Source organism: Chelatococcus sp. XZ-Ab1, assembly GCF_029309855.1.
Taxonomy (GTDB): Bacteria; Pseudomonadota; Alphaproteobacteria; order Rhizobiales; family Beijerinckiaceae; genus Chelatococcus_A; species Chelatococcus_A sambhunathii.
On record NZ_JARKII010000001.1, the window covers coordinates 75493 to 92026 of the forward strand.

14 protein-coding genes are annotated in these 16534 nt (G+C 68.5%); 9 read left to right on the top strand and 5 right to left on the bottom strand.

What is annotated here, in order from left to right; all coding sequences use genetic code 11:
• The first annotated feature begins 6 nt into the window (after positions 1-6).
• Together P2T65_RS00375 and P2T65_RS00380 are read left to right on the top strand one after the other, a co-directional pair.
• Entirely contained in the window at positions 7-642 is a 636-nt protein-coding gene (locus tag P2T65_RS00375) for a LysE family translocator (protein ID WP_276198978.1), read from the top strand.
• 8 nt (positions 643-650) lie between these two features.
• Complete coding sequence (locus tag P2T65_RS00380) at positions 651-1883, top strand: AMP-binding protein (RefSeq protein WP_063185522.1); 1233 nt, start codon at positions 651-653, stop codon at positions 1881-1883.
• A gap of 47 nt (positions 1884-1930) precedes the next feature.
• Here P2T65_RS00380 and P2T65_RS00385 read toward each other — a convergent pair whose 3' ends face one another.
• Positions 1931-3457: a bifunctional UDP-sugar hydrolase/5'-nucleotidase gene (locus tag P2T65_RS00385; protein WP_071924134.1), complete on the bottom strand. Its 1527-nt coding sequence runs from the start codon at positions 3455-3457 to the stop codon at positions 1931-1933.
• Positions 3458-3667: 210 nt separating this feature from the next.
• On the opposite strand from P2T65_RS00385, the gene hemH reads away from it, so the two are divergent.
• From hemH to P2T65_RS00400, 3 genes are all read left to right on the top strand, one after another.
• Complete coding sequence (gene hemH / locus P2T65_RS00390) at positions 3668-4747, top strand: ferrochelatase (protein ID WP_063185517.1); 1080 nt, start codon at positions 3668-3670, stop codon at positions 4745-4747.
• Positions 4748-4920: 173 nt separating this feature from the next.
• A complete protein-coding gene (locus tag P2T65_RS00395) occupies positions 4921-5928 on the top strand; it encodes an SPFH domain-containing protein (RefSeq protein ID WP_055457706.1) in 1008 nt (335 codons plus the stop codon).
• Between the two features lie 15 nt (positions 5929-5943).
• Entirely contained in the window at positions 5944-6405 is a 462-nt protein-coding gene (locus P2T65_RS00400; RefSeq protein ID WP_276199177.1) for an NfeD family protein, read from the top strand.
• 18 nt (positions 6406-6423) lie between these two features.
• Here P2T65_RS00400 and P2T65_RS00405 read toward each other — a convergent pair whose 3' ends face one another.
• Both P2T65_RS00405 and P2T65_RS00410 read right to left on the bottom strand, forming a co-directional pair.
• Positions 6424-6894 carry a YbaK/EbsC family protein gene (locus P2T65_RS00405; RefSeq protein WP_055457922.1) on the bottom strand — a complete coding sequence of 157 codons (471 nt, stop codon included), beginning with the start codon at positions 6892-6894 and terminating at the stop codon, positions 6424-6426.
• Positions 6895-7098: 204 nt separating this feature from the next.
• Complete coding sequence (locus tag P2T65_RS00410) at positions 7099-8109, bottom strand: KpsF/GutQ family sugar-phosphate isomerase (protein ID WP_096335175.1); 1011 nt, start codon at positions 8107-8109, stop codon at positions 7099-7101.
• A gap of 291 nt (positions 8110-8400) precedes the next feature.
• Here P2T65_RS00410 and P2T65_RS00415 point away from each other — a divergent pair, with 291 nt between their 5' ends.
• Positions 8401-9819 (top strand): outer membrane beta-barrel protein, encoded by a 1419-nt coding sequence (locus tag P2T65_RS00415; RefSeq protein ID WP_276198979.1) that lies wholly within the window; start codon positions 8401-8403, stop codon positions 9817-9819.
• A 268-nt stretch (positions 9820-10087) separates the two neighbouring features.
• Here P2T65_RS00415 and P2T65_RS00420 read toward each other — a convergent pair whose 3' ends face one another.
• Positions 10088-10978: a UTP--glucose-1-phosphate uridylyltransferase gene (locus P2T65_RS00420; protein WP_055457704.1), complete on the bottom strand. Its 891-nt coding sequence runs from the start codon at positions 10976-10978 to the stop codon at positions 10088-10090.
• A gap of 213 nt (positions 10979-11191) precedes the next feature.
• Here P2T65_RS00420 and galE point away from each other — a divergent pair, with 213 nt between their 5' ends.
• The 3 genes from galE to P2T65_RS00435 all read left to right on the top strand — a co-directional run bounded on the left by galE (position 11192) and on the right by P2T65_RS00435 (position 14851).
• Complete coding sequence (gene galE / locus P2T65_RS00425; RefSeq protein WP_276198980.1) at positions 11192-12181, top strand: UDP-glucose 4-epimerase GalE; 990 nt, start codon at positions 11192-11194, stop codon at positions 12179-12181.
• Positions 12182-12343: 162 nt separating this feature from the next.
• Positions 12344-13612 carry a lytic murein transglycosylase gene (locus P2T65_RS00430; RefSeq protein WP_276198981.1) on the top strand — a complete coding sequence of 423 codons (1269 nt, stop codon included), beginning with the start codon at positions 12344-12346 and terminating at the stop codon, positions 13610-13612.
• 42 nt (positions 13613-13654) lie between these two features.
• Positions 13655-14851 carry an SGNH family hydrolase gene (locus tag P2T65_RS00435; RefSeq protein ID WP_055457701.1) on the top strand — a complete coding sequence of 399 codons (1197 nt, stop codon included), beginning with the start codon at positions 13655-13657 and terminating at the stop codon, positions 14849-14851.
• A 113-nt stretch (positions 14852-14964) separates the two neighbouring features.
• Here P2T65_RS00435 and P2T65_RS00440 read toward each other — a convergent pair whose 3' ends face one another.
• Positions 14965-16389 carry a glutamate synthase subunit beta gene (locus P2T65_RS00440; protein ID WP_055457700.1) on the bottom strand — a complete coding sequence of 475 codons (1425 nt, stop codon included), beginning with the start codon at positions 16387-16389 and terminating at the stop codon, positions 14965-14967.
• Positions 16390-16534: the final 145 nt, after the last annotated feature.

Below are 16534 nucleotides of genomic sequence, written 5' to 3' on the forward strand. Positions count from 1 at the left end.
CGAAGGATGGACGTGGTCGACACGGGGCGGATGGCGGCTTTCGCGCTGATCGCGCTCGGCATGGTGCTGACGCCGGGGCCGAACATGATCTATCTCGTGTCGCGCTCGATCACGCAGGGCTGGCGCGCCGGCGCCGTCTCGCTCGTCGGGGTGGCGGCGGGCTTCGTCTTCTACATGGTTGCGGCGGCCGTGGGGCTGACGGCGCTCGCGCTCGCGGTGCCCTTCCTCTACGAGGCCATCAAGTGGGCGGGGGCCGCCTATCTCCTCTATCTCGCCTGGCAGGCGGTGAAGCCCGGCGGCGCGACGCCCTTCGAGGCGCGGAACCTCGCGCCCGACAGGCCGGTCCGCCTCTTCGCCATGGGCTTCCTGACGAACCTGCTCAACCCGAAGATCGCGGTGCTCTACCTGTCGCTGCTGCCGCAGTTCGTCGATCCCGGAAAAGGCGACGTGCTGCTGCAGAACATTCTCCTCGGCTCGATCCAGATCGGCGTGAGCGTCAGCGTCAACATGCTCATCGTCGTATTCGCCGGCGCCATCGCCGCCTTCCTTGCCCGCCGGCCGCTGTGGCTCAGGGCGCAGCGCTACCTGATGGGACTGGTGCTCGCCGGGCTCGCCGTGCGGCTTGCGACCGACCGTCGCTGAGAGGACCGATGAAGGAATTCTACGACCATCGCGAAACGCGCGACCCCGCCGCGCGGGAGGCGGAGCTTCTCGCCCATCTGCCGACGCTCGTCGCCAAGGCGATGCAGGCGCCCGGCTGGGCCCAGCATCTGTCCGGCATCCAGCCGCTCGACATCACGAGCCGCGAGGCGCTGGCGAGCCTGCCGGTGCTGCGCAAGTCCGACCTGCCGGCCCTGCAGAGCGCGGCGCCGCCCTTCGGCGGCTATGTCGGCGACGCTCCCGGCAGCTTCAGCCGGCTCTTCGCCTCGCCCGGGCCGATCTTCGAGCCGGAAGGGGCGCAGGCCGACCCGTGGCGCTCGGCGCGCGCGCTCCATGCCGCGGGCTTCCGCGGCGGCGACGTGGTGCTCAACACCTTCTCCTATCATCTGACGCCGGGCGGCTTCATCCTCGATTCCGGCGCGCGCGCGCTCGGCTGCGCCGTCATCCCGGCCGGGCCTGGCAATACCGAGCAGCAATTGCAGGTCATCGCCGCGTACCGCCCCACCGGCTACACCGGCACGCCGGATTTCCTGAAGATCCTGCTCGAGGCGGCCGATGCGGCGGGGCTCGACACCTCCTCCTTCCGTCGGGCGGTGGTGTCGGGGGCGGCCTTCCCGCCGTCGCTGCAGAGGGCTTTCGCCGAGCGCGGCATCGACGGCTACCAGCTCTATGCGGTCGCGGAGTGCGGCGCCATCGCCTACGAGACGCCGGCCCGCGAGGGCCTCGTCGTCAACGAGGACCTCATCGTCGAGATCGTGCGGCCGGGCACCGGCGACCCGGTGGCGGAAGGGGAGGTGGGCGAGGTGGTCGTCACTTCGCTCGACCCGCACCATCCGATCCTGCGCCTCGCCCTCGGCGACCTGTCCGCGATCATGCCCGGGACGAGCCCCTGCGGGCGCACCAACCTGCGCATCAGGGGGTGGCTGGGGCGCGCCGACCAGACGACGAAGGTCAAGGGCATGTTCGTGCGGCCCGAGCAGGTGGCCGAGATCGGCCGCCGCCATCCGGAGCTCGGCAAGCTGCGCCTCGTCGTCACGCGCGAGGACGAGATGGACGTCATGACGCTGCAGGCCGAGACGGCCAATGCCGATCTCGTCGACGCGGCGGCCGTGGGCGAGACCCTGCAGGCGGTCGCCAAGCTGAAGGGTGGCGTCTCGCTCGTCTCGCCCGGCGCCCTGCCCAACGACGGCAAGGTGATCGCCGACGAACGCAAGTACGATTGAGGGGTGACGGGCGGTCGGCAGCAGGCGATGCCGTCGCCCGACGGCTTCTACTGCATCAAGATGCGGCCTTCGGGTTTGATGTCGATCGTGCCGAGCTTGCGGGCGTAGACCATCACGTCGTTCGCCATCAGCTTGCCGGCGACGTCGAGATCACCGCCCTTGACGCCACTCGCCAGCATCGAATAGCCGTCGCCACCCTTCAACAGGAAGTCGTTGGTGGCGACGGTGTAGATCTTGTCGTCCTCGATGGGCGCATCGCCGATCGTCACCGCGACGACGCGGCTGCCCGCAGGGCGCCTGGGGTCAACCGTCACGGTCAGCCCCGACACCTGGGGAAAGCGGCCGGCGCGCTGCTCCATCTGGGAGAAGCCGTTCTCGAGCGCCTCCTTCACCTGCCTGCCGGTGAGACTGGTGACGACGGTGCGGTTGCCGAAGGGCATCTCGGTCAGGATATCGCGGCGCGTCAGTTTGTGGCCGGCCGGATATTGCTTGTTGCCGCGGATGCCGCCGCCGTTCGTGATGGCAATGGCAGCGCCTGTTGCCTCGCGCATGGCATCCGCGATGAGATCGCCGATGGCGGTCTCCTGCGAGCGCACGCTTGCCGTGCGGCTGTCGAGCGGGGCGGCGAGCGTGGCGACGGCAATGTCGAGCTCTTTCGACAATTCCGCCTCGTAGCGCGTAACGACCGCGAGCACCTCCGGATCAGGGTCGACAGCGCGGGAATCGTTGACGCGGAAGGTCGGCGTCCACGTCACCTTGCGGGCGCTGCCGTCGCCGCTCACGGAGGCGGTGAAGTCGATGGCCGTGACGTAATTGCCTTCCTCGTTCGATTCCACCATCACCGTCTTGCCGTCGAAGCCGATGGCAAGATCGTGGTCGTGGCCGGTGAGCAGCACGTCGACGAGGCGCGAGCGCACGATCTCATAGTCCGTCGCCCGGTCCGTATGCGTCACGGCGACGACGAGGTCGGCGCCGTCGTCGCGCAGCTTCTTCGCCTGCCTGCTCAGTGTGTCCATCACCGGCAGGAAGGCGAGGTCGCCTGGATCCGACATCTGCGGCACGTTCTCGAGGATGAGGCCGACGACGCCCACCTTGATGCCGCCGAGTTCGAAGACGGCGCTGTCCTGGTGGCCGGGCAGGGGATTGCCGGCGGCATCGCGCATGTTGGCCGCGAAGAAGGGGAACTCGGCCTCGCGCTGGCGGGCGAAATAATCCTCCTTGCCGAAGTCGAACTCGTGGTTGCCCGGCACGAAGACGTCCGGCTTGATCATGTTGGTCAGGGCCACGATGTGGGCGCCGTGGTCGAAGCCCGACATCAGCGAGGGCGAGAAGCAGTCGCCGGCGTGGCAGAAGAGCATGGGCACGCCGCGCGCCCGCTCGGCCTTGACGATGGCGGCCAGACGCGGGAAGCCGCCGCGTCCCTTGTCCTCGTTCATCTTGTAGATGTCGTTGACGAGCAGCAGCGTGAAGCTCGCCGGCGGCGGTGCGGCTTCGGCGCCGGTGGTCAGCGTGGCGGCGGCGAGGCCGGCGGTCACGCCGAGGCGCAGGGTCTGGCGACGGGAGATGGGGCTCATTGGGGGGCTCCGACCGATGGCACCTTGCGACGAAGATGGCGCGGGACGCGCGGAGTCATGATGTCGAGGCATCGGGCAGCCGGCAAGCACTGCAAGCGGCAGCGCTGGACCTTGTCTGCGGCGATCGGTCCGCCATCGGCGGCTGCACGTATACTGGACAGGCGGCCAAAGGTGTCTACATGAGGCCTGTCGTGCCTGTGCGAGCAACGAATGGAGAGCGATCCGGTGTCTTCGAGCGAAGCGGCATTCCGTGCTGTGCGCCTTCCTGCCGATCATCCGCCCGTTGCGGCGGGGCGCATCGGCGTGCTGCTGCTTAACCTCGGCACGCCCGACGCCACCGATTACTGGTCGATGCGCCGCTATCTCAAGGAGTTCCTCTCCGACCGGCGTGTCATCGAGACCCCGCGCATCCTCTGGTGGCCTCTGCTCAACGGCATCATCCTGACGACGCGTCCCGGTCGCAAAGGCAAGGACTACGAGACGATCTGGAACAAGGAGCGCAACGAGTCGCCCCTGAAGACGATCACGCGCTCGCAGGCGGAGAAGCTCGCGCAGAAGCTCGCCGCCATGCCGGGCGGAAGTGACGGGCGCTTCGTCGTCGACTGGGCCATGCGCTACGGCAATCCAAGTATCAAGGAGCGCCTCGAGGCGCTGCAGCGCGAGGGCTGCGACCGCATCCTCCTGGTGCCGCTCTATCCGCAATATGCCGCCGCGACCACCGCCACGGCCTGCGACAAGGCCTTCGAGGCGCTGATGCAGATGCGCTGGCAGCCGACCATCCGTGTCTCGCCGCCCTATCACGACGATCCCGTCTATATCGGCGCAGTGGTCGAGAGCCTGACGGCGGAGCTTGCCAAGCTGACCTTCGAGCCCGAGGTCATCATCGCCTCCTTTCACGGCGTGCCCAAGGACTACCTCCTCAAGGGCGATCCCTACCACTGCCAGTGCCAGAAGACGGCGCGGCTGGTGCGTGAAGCGCTCGGCCTGCCGCCGGAGCGCTTCCTGCTCACCTTCCAGTCGCGCTTCGGCCGGGCCGAATGGCTGCAGCCATACACGGACATGACCGTCAAGGGCCTCGCCGAAAAGGGTGTTAAGCGCCTCGCCGTCGTCATGCCGGGTTTCTCGGCGGACTGCCTCGAGACGCTGGAGGAGATCGCCGGCGAGAACGCCGAAATCTTTCACGAACATGGCGGCGAGCACTTCGCCGCCATTCCCTGCCTCAACGATTCGCCGGAGGGCATGCGCGTCATCGAGCATATCGTGACGCGCGAGCTCCGGGGCTGGGTCTGATCGTCCGATCCGGTCCGCCCCCGCGACCGGAGGCCGGCTGCGGATGACGCCACCCTCTCGGCGATCGTTGCCGCTGCTTTCGTGCTCTCCGGCATGTGATATGTAGCTTCGTCGCCACCTGGGACGGGCCTGCGGCCGCGAGGCGCCATGCGGGGGCGGTTCAAGGGGGGATCATGTTCGGGTTCGATATCTTCGTCATCGTCCTCGTCGGCCTCGTCATCCTGACGATTGCGCTCGGGGTGCGCACGGTGCCACAGGGCTATGCCTATACGGTGGAGCGCTTCGGCCGCTACTCGCGCGCGCTCGGCCCCGGACTGGGGCTCATCGTGCCCTATGTCGAATCCATCGGGCACAAGGTGAACATGATGGAGCAGGTGCTCGACGTGCCGAGCCAGGAAGCCATCACCAAGGACAATGCCGGCGTCAAGATCGATGCCGTCGCCTTTTTTCAGGTGCTCGATGCCGCGCGCGCCTCCTACGAGGTGTCCGACCTGTCGCAGGCGCTCCTGACGCTGACGATGACCAATATCCGCACCGTCGTCGGCTCCATGGACCTCGATCAGCTCCTGTCGCACCGCGACGAGATCAACGAGAGGCTCCTGCGCGTCATGGATGCGGCCGCCTCGCCCTGGGGCGTCAAGGTGACCCGTATCGAGATCAAGGACATCCTGCCGCCGGCCGACCTCGCCGATGCCATGGCGCGGCAGATGAAGGCCGAGCGCGAGAAGCGCGCCAGCATCCTGGAGGCCGAAGGCGAGCGCCAGGCGCAGATCCTGCGCGCCGAGGGTGAGAAGCAGGCGCAAATTCTCGCTGCCGAGGGCCGCAAGGAAGCTGCCTTCCGCGATGCCGAGGCGCGCGAACGGCTCGCCGAGGCCGAGGCCAAGGCAACATCGCTCGTTAGCGACGCCATCGCCCAGGGCGACCTCGCCGCAGCGAACTTCCTCGTCGCCGAAAAGTATGTCGACGCCCTCAAGGACCTTGCAGCGGCGCCCAATCAGAAGGTCGTGGTCGTGCCGATCGAGGCGGCGGGCGTCGTCGGCACGCTGGCCGGCCTCGGCGAGATCACCAAGACTGTCTTCGGCGAGGGGGGGACCGGGACCGCGGCGGCGCGTCAGTTGCAGGCGGCGCGCCGCGGAAGCGTGCCGCCGAGCGGTGGGCCCGGCACCGCCGCCCCGGTCTGACGGGAGGCTCACGTGATCCGCGAGGCGATCATCGCCCTCGGCCCCTGGGCCTGGATCGTGCTGGGGCTGGTGCTCGTGGCGCTCGAACTGGCGGCGCCCGGAGTCTTTCTCATCTGGCTCGGCCTCGCCGCCATCGCGACTGGTCTGGTCGATGCCCTGTTCGACCTCTCGTGGCAGGCGAGCGCCATTGTCTTCGCGCTGCTCTCCGTCGCGAGCGTCGTTGTGGGGCGGTTCGTCACCCGGCGCCGCGACGAGGGATCGGCCGACCAGCCCTTCCTCAACCGGCGCGGCGCGGCGCTCGTCGGCCGCAGGTTCACGCTCAATGCCCCGATCACGGGCGGCGAGGGCCGCGTGCGGATCGACGATACCGTCTGGCGCGCCGTCGGGCCCGACTGCTCGGCGGGCACGCGGGTGATGGTCATGGGCCTCGACGGCGCCAATCTCGTCGTCGCGCCCGTTGAGGACGGCGACGCCTGAGGCGCCGCCGTCGCCCGCTCATTGCTGCAGGCAGATGCGGCCGTGGCGCGCCCGGCCGGCGAGTTGGCGGAAATCCCGGCCGGACATATGGACGATCGTCTCGTGATCACCCGCTTCGAAATAGATGTCCGGCAGGTCGGCCAGCATCTCGTCGACGATCATCGGCATGCCGTAGGCGGCGCCGAGCGGGGGAACCGCGCCGCGGGCACAATCCGGGAAGAGCCGCTCTATTTCAGCCTCGCGCGCGAGCTCGACATCCTCGTCGAGCATTTCGCTTACGGCGCGAAGGCTGAGGTGTCGCGACGCGGGCAGGACGGCCAGCATGTAGCCGGCCTTGTCCTTCAGCACGACCGCCTTGGCGATCATGTCGGCCGGCACGTCGCAGACTTTCGCCGTGCGCATCGAGGTGGCAGTTGGTTCGTGGCGCATGAGGTCATAGGCGACGCCGCTGCGCGACAGGTAATGTTCGAGGCGTGGTGCGGTGGACATGACGCGTTCTCCCTTCGCGGGCGGGCCTTTCGCCCCGCTCGGGATCGACGCGTCATCCGTCATGGCCTTTCCGGGCCCATAACGGTCCTGCTTCTCGCCGCGCCGCCCGACGGGCGGCCCCCCGGCTCCTGGCGGAGATCATATCGTCTGGTGCCTTGCGCGCAAAGCACGATCGGCGGGCGGGCGGAACGGGTCGGCTGCCTGTCAGGCGGCGCCGGCGCGCAGAAGATCGAGCACGTGGACGATGCCGACGGCGCGCCCGTTCTCGGCCACGACAAGGGCACCGACCTTCGTCCGCTCCACCACCTCCAGCGCCTCACCGAGCAGCGTGTCGGGCGTGACGGCCTTGGGCGTGGGGTTCATCACCTCCTCCACGCGCTGGGCAAGAAGCGAGGGGTTCATGTGCCTGCGCAGGTCGCCGTCGGTGACGATGCCGGCGAGCCGGCCGTCGTCCTCGCTCACCAGCACGCAGCCGAAGCCCTTGGCGCTCGTCTCGACGATCGCTTCGGCCATCGAGGTGCCGCGGCCGACAAGCGGCAGGCGCTCGCCGGTGTGCATGATGTCGCGCACGAACTTGAGCTGCGCACCGAGCTTGCCGCCCGGATGGTAGACGCGGAAGTCCTGCGCCGAGAAGCCGCGGCTTTCGAGCAGTGCGATGGCGAGCGCATCGCCGAGGGCGAGTTGCATCGTCGTCGAGGTGGTGGGCGCCAGCCCGTTCGGGCAGGCTTCACTGGCCTTGGGCAGGGCGAGGCATATGTCGGCCTCGCGCCCGAGCGTCGACTGCGCGCTCGAGGTGAAGGCGATGAGCGGCACGCGGAAGCGCTTGGCATAGCCGATGATGTCCGACAGTTCCGTCGTCTCGCCGGACCAGGAGAGGGCGAGGATGGCATCGTCCGCCTGGATCATGCCGAGGTCGCCATGGCTGGCCTCGCCGGGGTGGACGTAATAGGCGGGCGTGCCCGTCGAGGCCATCGTGGCGGCGATCTTGCGCCCGATGTGGCCGGACTTGCCCATGCCGGTGACGATGACGCGGCCGCGCGCACCGGCGATGGTCGCGACCGCAGCCTCGAACGGGGCCGCAAGCTCGCCCTCGATGGCCTCGATCAGCGCCGCGAGCCCTGCCCGCTCGCTCGACAGCGTGCGCAGGGCCGAGGCCACGGCCGTCTCGCTTCTGCGCGGTGTCGTGCCGGTGTCGCGGGCTGCAAGGCTCATCATGGTCCTCATTCTGGCTTTCGTCCTGCCCTTTGCGCCGGGCGCCGGGCTTCTCGCGGCGGCTTCTTAGCACGGCGAGGGTCAGCAGGCGACGTCCGTGCGGAAGCTTACCGGGTGTTAACCATGCCGCTTTAGCCTCCGTTAACCACGCAGATCAACCGCCGGACAGAACCGTCGCGGCGGCTGAGCCGCATCGCCTTTGCAGGAAGCGACCACTTGCACCAGGGGCCCTCCATTCCTTCTCGCCGGTGCGGCGGTGCGCCGCTGGCAATGTGCCTCGTCGTGACTGCGAGCATGCTCGCGGGTCCGGCCGCGCACGGCCAGGAGGGTTTGTCGTTCCTGACGCTGCGCGGCACCGTGCAGCCCGACCGCGCCGGCAGCGGGCAGGTGTCGTTGCCGGGTATCCTCGAAACCACGGCCGCCGACGGTCCACCGGTTCCGCCCGCCTCGCCCGTCTATCGCTCCGTGCGGGGTCCCACGGCGCTTGAACAGAACCCGCTGCGTCGGTGGCAGCCGCCGGTCACGCGCCTGCCCGCGCCCCCCGCGCCCCAGCGACCGGGCGAGGCTGAGGAGGACGATCCTTGGGCGCCGCTAGGCCTGCGCCTCGGCACGCTGACGGTCTTTCCGTCCATCGAGATCGATGGTGGCTACGACAGCAACCCCCGGCGCGAGAGCGGGAACGTGAAGGGAGCGACCGCCGTCGTCACGCGCGGCGGGGTGGCCCTGCGGTCCGACTGGTCGCGCCATGAGTTCACGGGCCATCTGCGCGGCTCCTACTGGGCCTTCCCAACCCTCGAGAAGGCGGACCGGCCGGAGGCGGACGGGCGCCTCAACCTGCGCCTCGATGCCACGCGGGATACGACCATCAATGTCGAGGGACGGGCATCGCTGACGACGCAGCGGTCGGACAACCCCAACCTGCCGGGCGGTGTCGTCAACCAGCCGACGATCATCTCCTACGGTGCTTCACTGGGCGGCGCGCACCGCTTCAACCGGCTGACGCTCGGCGCAACCGGCGTCGTCGAGCGCAACGTCTATGGCGACGCGGAGTTTGCGGACGGCGGCCGTCTCGACCAGAGCTACCGCAACTACAACGAATACGGATTGCGGCTCAGGGCGGGCTATGAGGTGCACCCCGGTTTCGTGCCGTTCGTCGAGGGCCTGATCGACCGTCGGCAGTACGACGAGCGGATCAATGCCGGCGGGTTCGAGCGTTCGTCCAATGGCCTCGGGGCGCGCGTTGGCTCCACCTTCGAGCTCACGCGGCTCGTTACCGGCGAGGCGGCAATCGGGCACGAGGTGCGCAAGTACGACGATCCGCGCCTCGCGGACCTGCGCGGGCCCATCGGTGAAGTATCGCTGATCTGGCGGCCGACGGCGCTGACCACCGTCCGGCTCACGGGAGCGGGCAGCCTCGGCGAGACGACGATCGCCGGATCGAACGGCGTCGTGAACCGCAGCGCGACGCTCGCCCTCGAACACGCCCTGCGCCGCAACCTCGTCTTCACGGCCTCGGTGACCCTCAGCGACAGCGACTACAAGGGCGTCGACCTCAACGAGAAGGGCTTTACCGGCCGTATCGGCATCGACTGGAAGCTGACGCGCTCGCTCGCCGTGCGCGCGGGCTTCACCCACGAGCGGCTCGACAGTTCCACACCCGGCGACGACTACACCGCCAACATCTTCCTCGTCGGATTGCGCCTACAGCGCTGAGCTTCGCTAGGCAGAGCCGGGGGCGCTGCCGACGGCGACCGTCGACTGCCTGCCATATCACGGGCTTCACGATCTGCCGCCGTCATGGTCAAGCCCGTTGACCGCCTGTTCGTTCGCACAGCGCGAAAGCGCGACCGAGAAGCGCCTGCCTCTCCACCATCATGGCCGGGCTTGTCCCGCCCATCCAGGCCATTCAACCCTGCGAGGGCGCCACGGCGTCATGCCCGCGACAAGCGCGGGCATGACGCCGGCACTGGGGAGGCTTCGCCTACTTCTTGGTCAGCAAGGCTTCCAGATCGCGGCGGTAGTCGGCGCCGAGCTCGGGGTTCGAAAGCGCGTAGGCGGCGTTGGCGGCGAGGAAGCCGAGCTTGGAGCCGCAGTCGTAGATATCGCCGTCAAAGCGCGTGGCGAAGAACGGCTGCGACTTCGACAAGGTGATCATCGCGTCGGTCAGCTGGATCTCGCCGCCGGCGCCGCGCTCCTGCCTGGCCAGCAGGTCGAAGATCTCCGGCTGCAGGATGTAGCGCCCCGAGATGGCGAGGTTGGAGGGGGCGGTGCCCTTGGCCGGCTTCTCGATCATCTGCGTGATCGGATAGACCTTGCCGTTGCCGATCGGCTCGCCCACGCCCGTGATGCCGTACTGATGCGTCTGGTCGGCCGGCACCTCGTAGACGGCAATCATGTTGCCGCCGGTGGCGTGGGCCTCGTAGGCTTCGATCATCTCCGCGAGGCAGGGGCGCACGCCGAGGTGCAGCATGTCCGGCAGCAGCAGGGCGAAAGGCTCGTCGCCGACGATGTCGCGCGCGCACCATACGGCATGGCCGAGGCCGAGCGGCCCCTGCTGGCGGGTGAAGCTGGTCTGTCCGGGCCCTGGCAGGTCACGGCGCAACTGCTCGAGCTCCTTCGTCTTGCCACGTGCCTCGAGCGTACGCTCCAGTTCGAACTGGCTGTCGAAGTGGTCCTCGATGACGCCCTTGTTGCGGCCCGTCACGAAGACGCAATGTTCGATGCCGGCGGCACGTGCCTCGTCCACCACGTGCTGGATGACCGGCCTGTCGACGACCGTCAGCATCTCCTTCGGCATCGCCTTCGTGGCGGGCAGGAAGCGGGTGCCGAGGCCCGCGACGGGAAATACGGCCTTTCGGATAGGCTTCTTCATGGAACCCCAGGGGCTGGAGGGCACAACAAGAAACACGGCCCGGCGCCCTCTCTTGCCATGGCCGTGCCCGCACGAGATGCTCGCCGATCTTGACCGGCGAACGTGTCAATCGCGTAAAGCGATTGACGAATGAACGCAGCCGGTCTGTCAATAGTTCCACGGAGCCGGAGTGCTGCGCCAGCGGGGCGGCCTGGCGCAGGAAAGGGATGAGGCATGAGCGTCCTGGTGACCGGCGGGGCCGGCTACATCGGCAGCCACATGGTTCTCGAATTGGTGAAGGCGGGAGAGCGTGTCGTCGTGCTGGACGATCTCTCGACCGGGTTTGCCCAGGCTGTGCCGCGCGAAGCCGTGCTGGTGCGGGGCGATGCGGGTGATCAGGCTCTCGTCTCATCGCTGATCGACGAATACGATGTCGACGCGATCGCGCATTTTGCGGCGAAGATCGTGGTGCCAGAATCGGTGGTCGATCCGCTCGGTTATTACCTCGCCAACACGGGCACGACGCGCAGCCTCATCGAGGCGGGGGTGCGGGCCGGCGTGCGGCACGTCATCTTCTCCTCGACGGCGGCGGTTTATGGCGACGTCACCGCCAACCCTGTCTCCGAGGACATGGCTCCGGCGCCGGTCTCGCCCTATGGCCGATCCAAGCTCGTCAGCGAATGGATGCTGGCCGACGCCGCCGTGGCGCACGATCTTCGCCATGTCATCCTGCGCTATTTCAATGTTGCGGGCGCAGATCCCGAAGGCCGGATCGGGCAGTCCACCCCTCGGGCGACCCACCTCATCAAGGTGGCGTGCCAGACGGCTCTCGGCCAGCGCCCAGTGCTCGAGGTCTTCGGCACCGACTATCCGACGCCGGACGGGTCGTGCGTGCGCGACTTCATCCAGGTTTCGGACCTTGCCCGCGCTCACGTGGCGGCCCTGGCGCACCTCAGGGCGGGTGGCGGCTGCCTGACGCTCAACTGCGGCTACGGCAAGGGTTTTTCGGTGCTCGAAGTCGTGGCGGCGGTCAGGCGGGTGTCGGGAATCGACTTTCCGGTGAAGCTGTCTCCCCGCCGCGCCGGTGACCCGGCAGCCATTGTGGCGGATGCCTCGCGCATCCGCGCCCTTCTCGACTGGCAGCCCTGCTACGACGATCTCGACGTGATCGTCTCCCAAGCGCTTGCCTGGGAGAGGCGGCTTGCCCAGCAATCGGCGGCTTGAAGCCCGTCGTCAACGATTTTGCAACCATATCGCGCGAGCTAGTGGAGAGAGTGCAAGGCGTGGCGGCTTCGCCGCGGTTCGAAACGGGGATCCGACATGCGGCATGGCGGCACGGACGGTGGAACGAGCCTCGTGACAAGGAATGGGGACAGGTGTGCCCTGTTGGCCACGCTTGCCGTAAGCCTCGCGCTCGGCTCTTGCGCCTCGGCGGATGTGATGTCCGTCGGCAGCATCACGCCCTATGCGCCGACCGAGCAGCGGGTCGCTCCCGAGGCACTGCGAACCCCGGCCAAGTTCTCGCGCGGCGAGGGGACGCCATCCCCGTCCTTCCGCGCCTTCGTCTCCGCCCTTTGGCCGGATGCCCAGGCCCGCGGCGTCTCGCGCTCCGTCTACGACGCGGCCTTCTCCGGTGTGACGCAGGACGAGAAGATCATCGCGCTCACGAAGAAGCAGGCCGAGTTCGTCAAGCCGGTGTGGGAATATCTTGCCTCGGCCGTGTCGCCGAACCGGCTCGAGCGCGGCACGCCGATGACGCGCCAGTGGGCCTCCGCCCTCGACACCATCGAGCGCACCTACGGCGTAGACCGGAAGGTCGTCATGGGTGTCTGGGGCATGGAGACGAATTTCGGCGGCTTCACGGGCTCGCATTATGTCGTGCGTGCGCTCGCCACCCTCGCCGAGGCGAAGTATCGCGGCGATTACTTTCGCAACGAACTGCTGACGGCGCTCGTCATCCTGCAGCAGGGGCACGTCAGCCCCGAGCGCATGGAGGGGTCATGGGCCGGCGCCATGGGGCAGACCCAGTTCATGCCGTCGAGCTTCATGCGCTACGCGGTCGATTTCACGGGCGACGGGCGCCGCGATATCTGGACCTCGGTGCCGGACGCGCTGGCCTCCACCGCCAACTATCTCAAGCAGCACGGCTGGCAGCCGGGCCTGCCGTGGGGTTTCGAGGTCAAGGTGCCTGCGGGCTTCCGCTACGGGCGGCAGACGATGTCCTTCGCAGCCTGGGCATCGCACGGCGTGCGCCGTGTCGACGGGCGGCCGCTATCCGGGGCCGGCGAGGCGCGCCTCTTCCTGCCCGCCGGGGCCCGCGGGCCGGTCTTCCTCGTGACGGCGAATTTCGACGTCATCAAGCGCTACAACAATTCCGACGCCTACGCTCTCGGCGTCGCCCATCTCGGCGACAGGCTCTATGGCGGCGCGCCGGTACAAGCGCCTTGGCCGACCGATCAGGTGCCGCTCGCCAAGCACGAGCGGGAGGAGGTGCAGCGGCACCTCGCGAGCCGCGGCTACGACATCGGCGAGATCGACGGGCGCATCGGTTCCCAGACACGCGACGCGATCTTCGCCTTCCAGGAGAGCCGAGGCCTCGTCGCCGACGGCCATGCCGACAACCGGCTGTTGGCGCAACTGCGCCAGACGCGATAGCATGAACCCGGCCCCGGCCGCGGCCGGGGCGGGAAACGGACGATGCCGGGACGCAGCCTCATCGTTGCCCTGCTCGTCGTGGCGGGATGCATCTTCGCCGCGGCGGTCGCGCACGCCCAGCAGGATCCGCTGACCCGCTTCCTCAACAGCATCTTTCAGCCGAAGCCCCCGCCGCAAGTGGAGCAGGCGCCGAGACGGTCCTCCCGGCCCGCCGACCCGCGCCCGCGCCAGACGGCGCCAAGAGCAGCGCCCGAGCAACGTGGGGTCGCCGAGCGCACACCCCGTGTCGAGGTGGACACCTATGTGGTCGTCATGGGCGATTCCCTCGCCGAACTGTTGACGGAAGGGCTCGCCGAAACGCTCGCCGAAGCCGCCGATGTCGCGATCTATTCGCGCGCCCGGGGCGATACGGGGCTCGTGCGCAGCGACTTCTACGACTGGTCCAAGGCGGTGCAGGAACTCGTCGCCAATCCCGCGCGCGTCTCGATCGGCGTAATGATGATCGGCGCCAACGACCGCCAGGGCTTTCGCACGCCGGCGGGGGAGGTGGAGCATGGCACGCCGGAATGGCGAACGCTCTACACGATGCGTGTCGACGAGATCATCCGCACCTTTGGCGAGAAGCGGATCCCGCTCGTCTGGGTGGGGCTGCCGCCGATGAAGGGTGAGCGGCTCTCGGCCGACATGCTGGCCCTTAACGCCATCTTCCGCGAGCGCGTGACGGCGGCCGGCGGCCAGTATGTCGATATCTGGGAGGCCTTCCTCGATGCGGACGGACGCTTCTCGGCCTTCGGGCCCGATGTGAGCGGCCAGAACGCGCGCTTGCGCACCAGTGACGGCGTGCACTTCACCAAGGCGGGCGCGCGCAAGGCGGCGCATTTCGCGGCGCTCGTGCTGCGCCGGCTGATCGATGCGCACGGCAGTGCGCAGCAGACCGTACTGCCTTTGCACGACGGCATGCCCGGCCTCGATAGCCGCGACCCCGTCGAGCGCATGATCGATGCGTCGATCCCGAGCCTGCCGGAGCCGAACGGTCTCATCTCTGTGTCGAGCAAGCCCGTGGCTGGGCCCATCCTGCCGCTCACCGCGCCGGATGCGGCCCCGGGCGGCGTCCTCGTCGCGGCGCCGGCGGGTGCGGCCCAGATGGACCAGCTTGCCGAGCGAGTGTTCATCCTCGGCGACGTGCCGCAGCCGAAACAGGGCAGGGTTGACGACTTTTCCTGGCCGCGGCAACCGTAAACGGTCCGGTCGACGGGAGAATCTCGCTCGCGATGCCGGCTATCCGGCCCCATGCGCCGCTTTCGCTCAGGCCGCATCCTAAGGGCCGAAGCCCGCAGCACCCGCGTGGGGTCTCAGCGCGGCAGGACGGACGAGCCCGTCAGGTATTCGTCGATGGCCCGGGCGGCCTGGCGACCTTCGCGGATCGCCCAGACGACAAGGGACTGGCCCCGGCGCATGTCGCCGGCGGCGAAGACCTTCTCGTTCGACGTGCGATAGTCGCGCTCGCTAGCCGCCACATTGCCGCGCTTGTCGAGCGCCACGCCCGCCTCGGCTACCATGCCCTCGAAGACCGGGCCGGCGAAGCCGATGGCGATGAAGACGAGATCGGCCTTCAAGACGAATTCGGTGCCGGCGATCGGCACCCGCTTCTCGTCCACGCGGGCGCAGCGCACGCCGGTGACACGGCCCTTCTTGCCTTCGAGGCCGAGCGTCGCGACCTGGAACTCGCGCTCCGCGCCCTCCGCCTGGCTCGAGGACGTGCGCATCTTCGTCGGCCAGTAAGGCCAGACGGTGAGCTTGTCCTCCATCTCCGGCGGCTTGGGGCGGATGTCGAGCTGAGTGACCGAGAGGGCGCCCTGGCGGAAGGAGGTGCCGACGCAGTCGGACGCCGTGTCGCCGCCGCCGATGACGACGACGTGCTTGCCCCCGGCGAGGATCGGCGCGTCGTCGAGGAAATTTTCACGGCCGTTGCGGCGGTTCTGCTGCACGAGGAACGGCATGGCGTAGTGCACACCCTCGAGCTCCATACCGGGCAACTGGGGATCGCGCGGGCGCTCGGCGCCGCCGCACATCAGCACGGCGTCGTAGGCCTTCACCAATTCCTCGAACGGCTTGTCGACGCCGATGTTGACGCCGTAGTGGAAGACGACGCCTTCCGCCTCCATCTGCGCCACGCGCCGGTCGATGTGGTGCTTCTCCATCTTGAAGTCCGGGATGCCGTAGCGCAGCAGGCCGCCGGCACGTGGTTCGCGCTCGTAGACATGCACCTCGTGGCCGACACGGGCAAGCTGCTGCGCGGCGGCGAGGCCGGCAGGGCCAGAGCCGACGACGGCGACGGACTTGCCGGTGAGACGCGCCGGCGGTTCGGGGCGGATCCAGCCCATCTCCCAGGCCTTGTCGGCGATCGCCTGTTCGATGGTCTTGATGGTGACGGGCACGTTCTCGAGGTTGAGGGTGCACGCCTCCTCGCAGGGCGCAGGGCAGATGCGGCCGGTGAATTCGGGGAAATTGTTGGTTGAGTGGAGGTTGCGCGAGGCCTCCTCCCAGTCGTCGTTGTAAACGAGGTCATTCCAGTCCGGGATCTGGTTGTGGACGGGGCAGCCCGTCGGCCCGTGGCAGAAGGGTATGCCGCAGTCCATGCAGCGGGCGGCCTGCTTCTGCAGGTCCTTGTCGTCCAGCGGCAGCGTGAATTCGCGGAAATGCCGTACGCGGTCGCCGGCGAGCTGGTACTTCTGCTCCTGCCGGTCGTATTCGAGAAAGCCGGTTACCTTGCCCATCGTCTCGTCATCCAGTCGTTGCGCCGCCGACCCACCTCCCCCTGGCGGAGGGAGGTCGGCCGCGTAGCGGCCGGGAGGGGGTTCCTGCCCGGACCGCGGCCTCCCCACCCCGGCGCCACCGGCGCCGACCCGTCCCCCGAAGGAG

Excerpts from the sequence above, each read along its gene's own strand:
- P2T65_RS00375 (WP_276198978.1), top strand. The coding sequence starts at position 7 with ATGGACGTGGTCGACACGGGGCGGATGGCGGCTTTCGCGCTGATCGCG.
- P2T65_RS00380 (WP_063185522.1), top strand. The coding sequence starts at position 651 with ATGAAGGAATTCTACGACCATCGCGAAACGCGCGACCCCGCCGCGCGG.
- P2T65_RS00385 (WP_071924134.1), bottom strand. The coding sequence starts at position 3,457 with ATGAGCCCCATCTCCCGTCGCCAGACCCTGCGCCTCGGCGTGACCGCC.
- hemH (WP_063185517.1), top strand. The coding sequence starts at position 3,668 with ATGGAGAGCGATCCGGTGTCTTCGAGCGAAGCGGCATTCCGTGCTGTG.
- P2T65_RS00395 (WP_055457706.1), top strand. The coding sequence starts at position 4,921 with ATGTTCGGGTTCGATATCTTCGTCATCGTCCTCGTCGGCCTCGTCATC.
- P2T65_RS00405 (WP_055457922.1), bottom strand. The coding sequence starts at position 6,894 with ATGTCCACCGCACCACGCCTCGAACATTACCTGTCGCGCAGCGGCGTC.
- P2T65_RS00410 (WP_096335175.1), bottom strand. The coding sequence starts at position 8,109 with ATGATGAGCCTTGCAGCCCGCGACACCGGCACGACACCGCGCAGAAGC.
- P2T65_RS00415 (WP_276198979.1), top strand. The coding sequence starts at position 8,401 with ATGCTCGCGGGTCCGGCCGCGCACGGCCAGGAGGGTTTGTCGTTCCTG.
- P2T65_RS00420 (WP_055457704.1), bottom strand. The coding sequence starts at position 10,978 with ATGAAGAAGCCTATCCGAAAGGCCGTATTTCCCGTCGCGGGCCTCGGC.
- galE (WP_276198980.1), top strand. The coding sequence starts at position 11,192 with ATGAGCGTCCTGGTGACCGGCGGGGCCGGCTACATCGGCAGCCACATG.
- P2T65_RS00435 (WP_055457701.1), top strand. The coding sequence starts at position 13,655 with ATGCCGGGACGCAGCCTCATCGTTGCCCTGCTCGTCGTGGCGGGATGC.
- P2T65_RS00440 (WP_055457700.1), bottom strand. The coding sequence starts at position 16,389 with ATGGGCAAGGTAACCGGCTTTCTCGAATACGACCGGCAGGAGCAGAAG.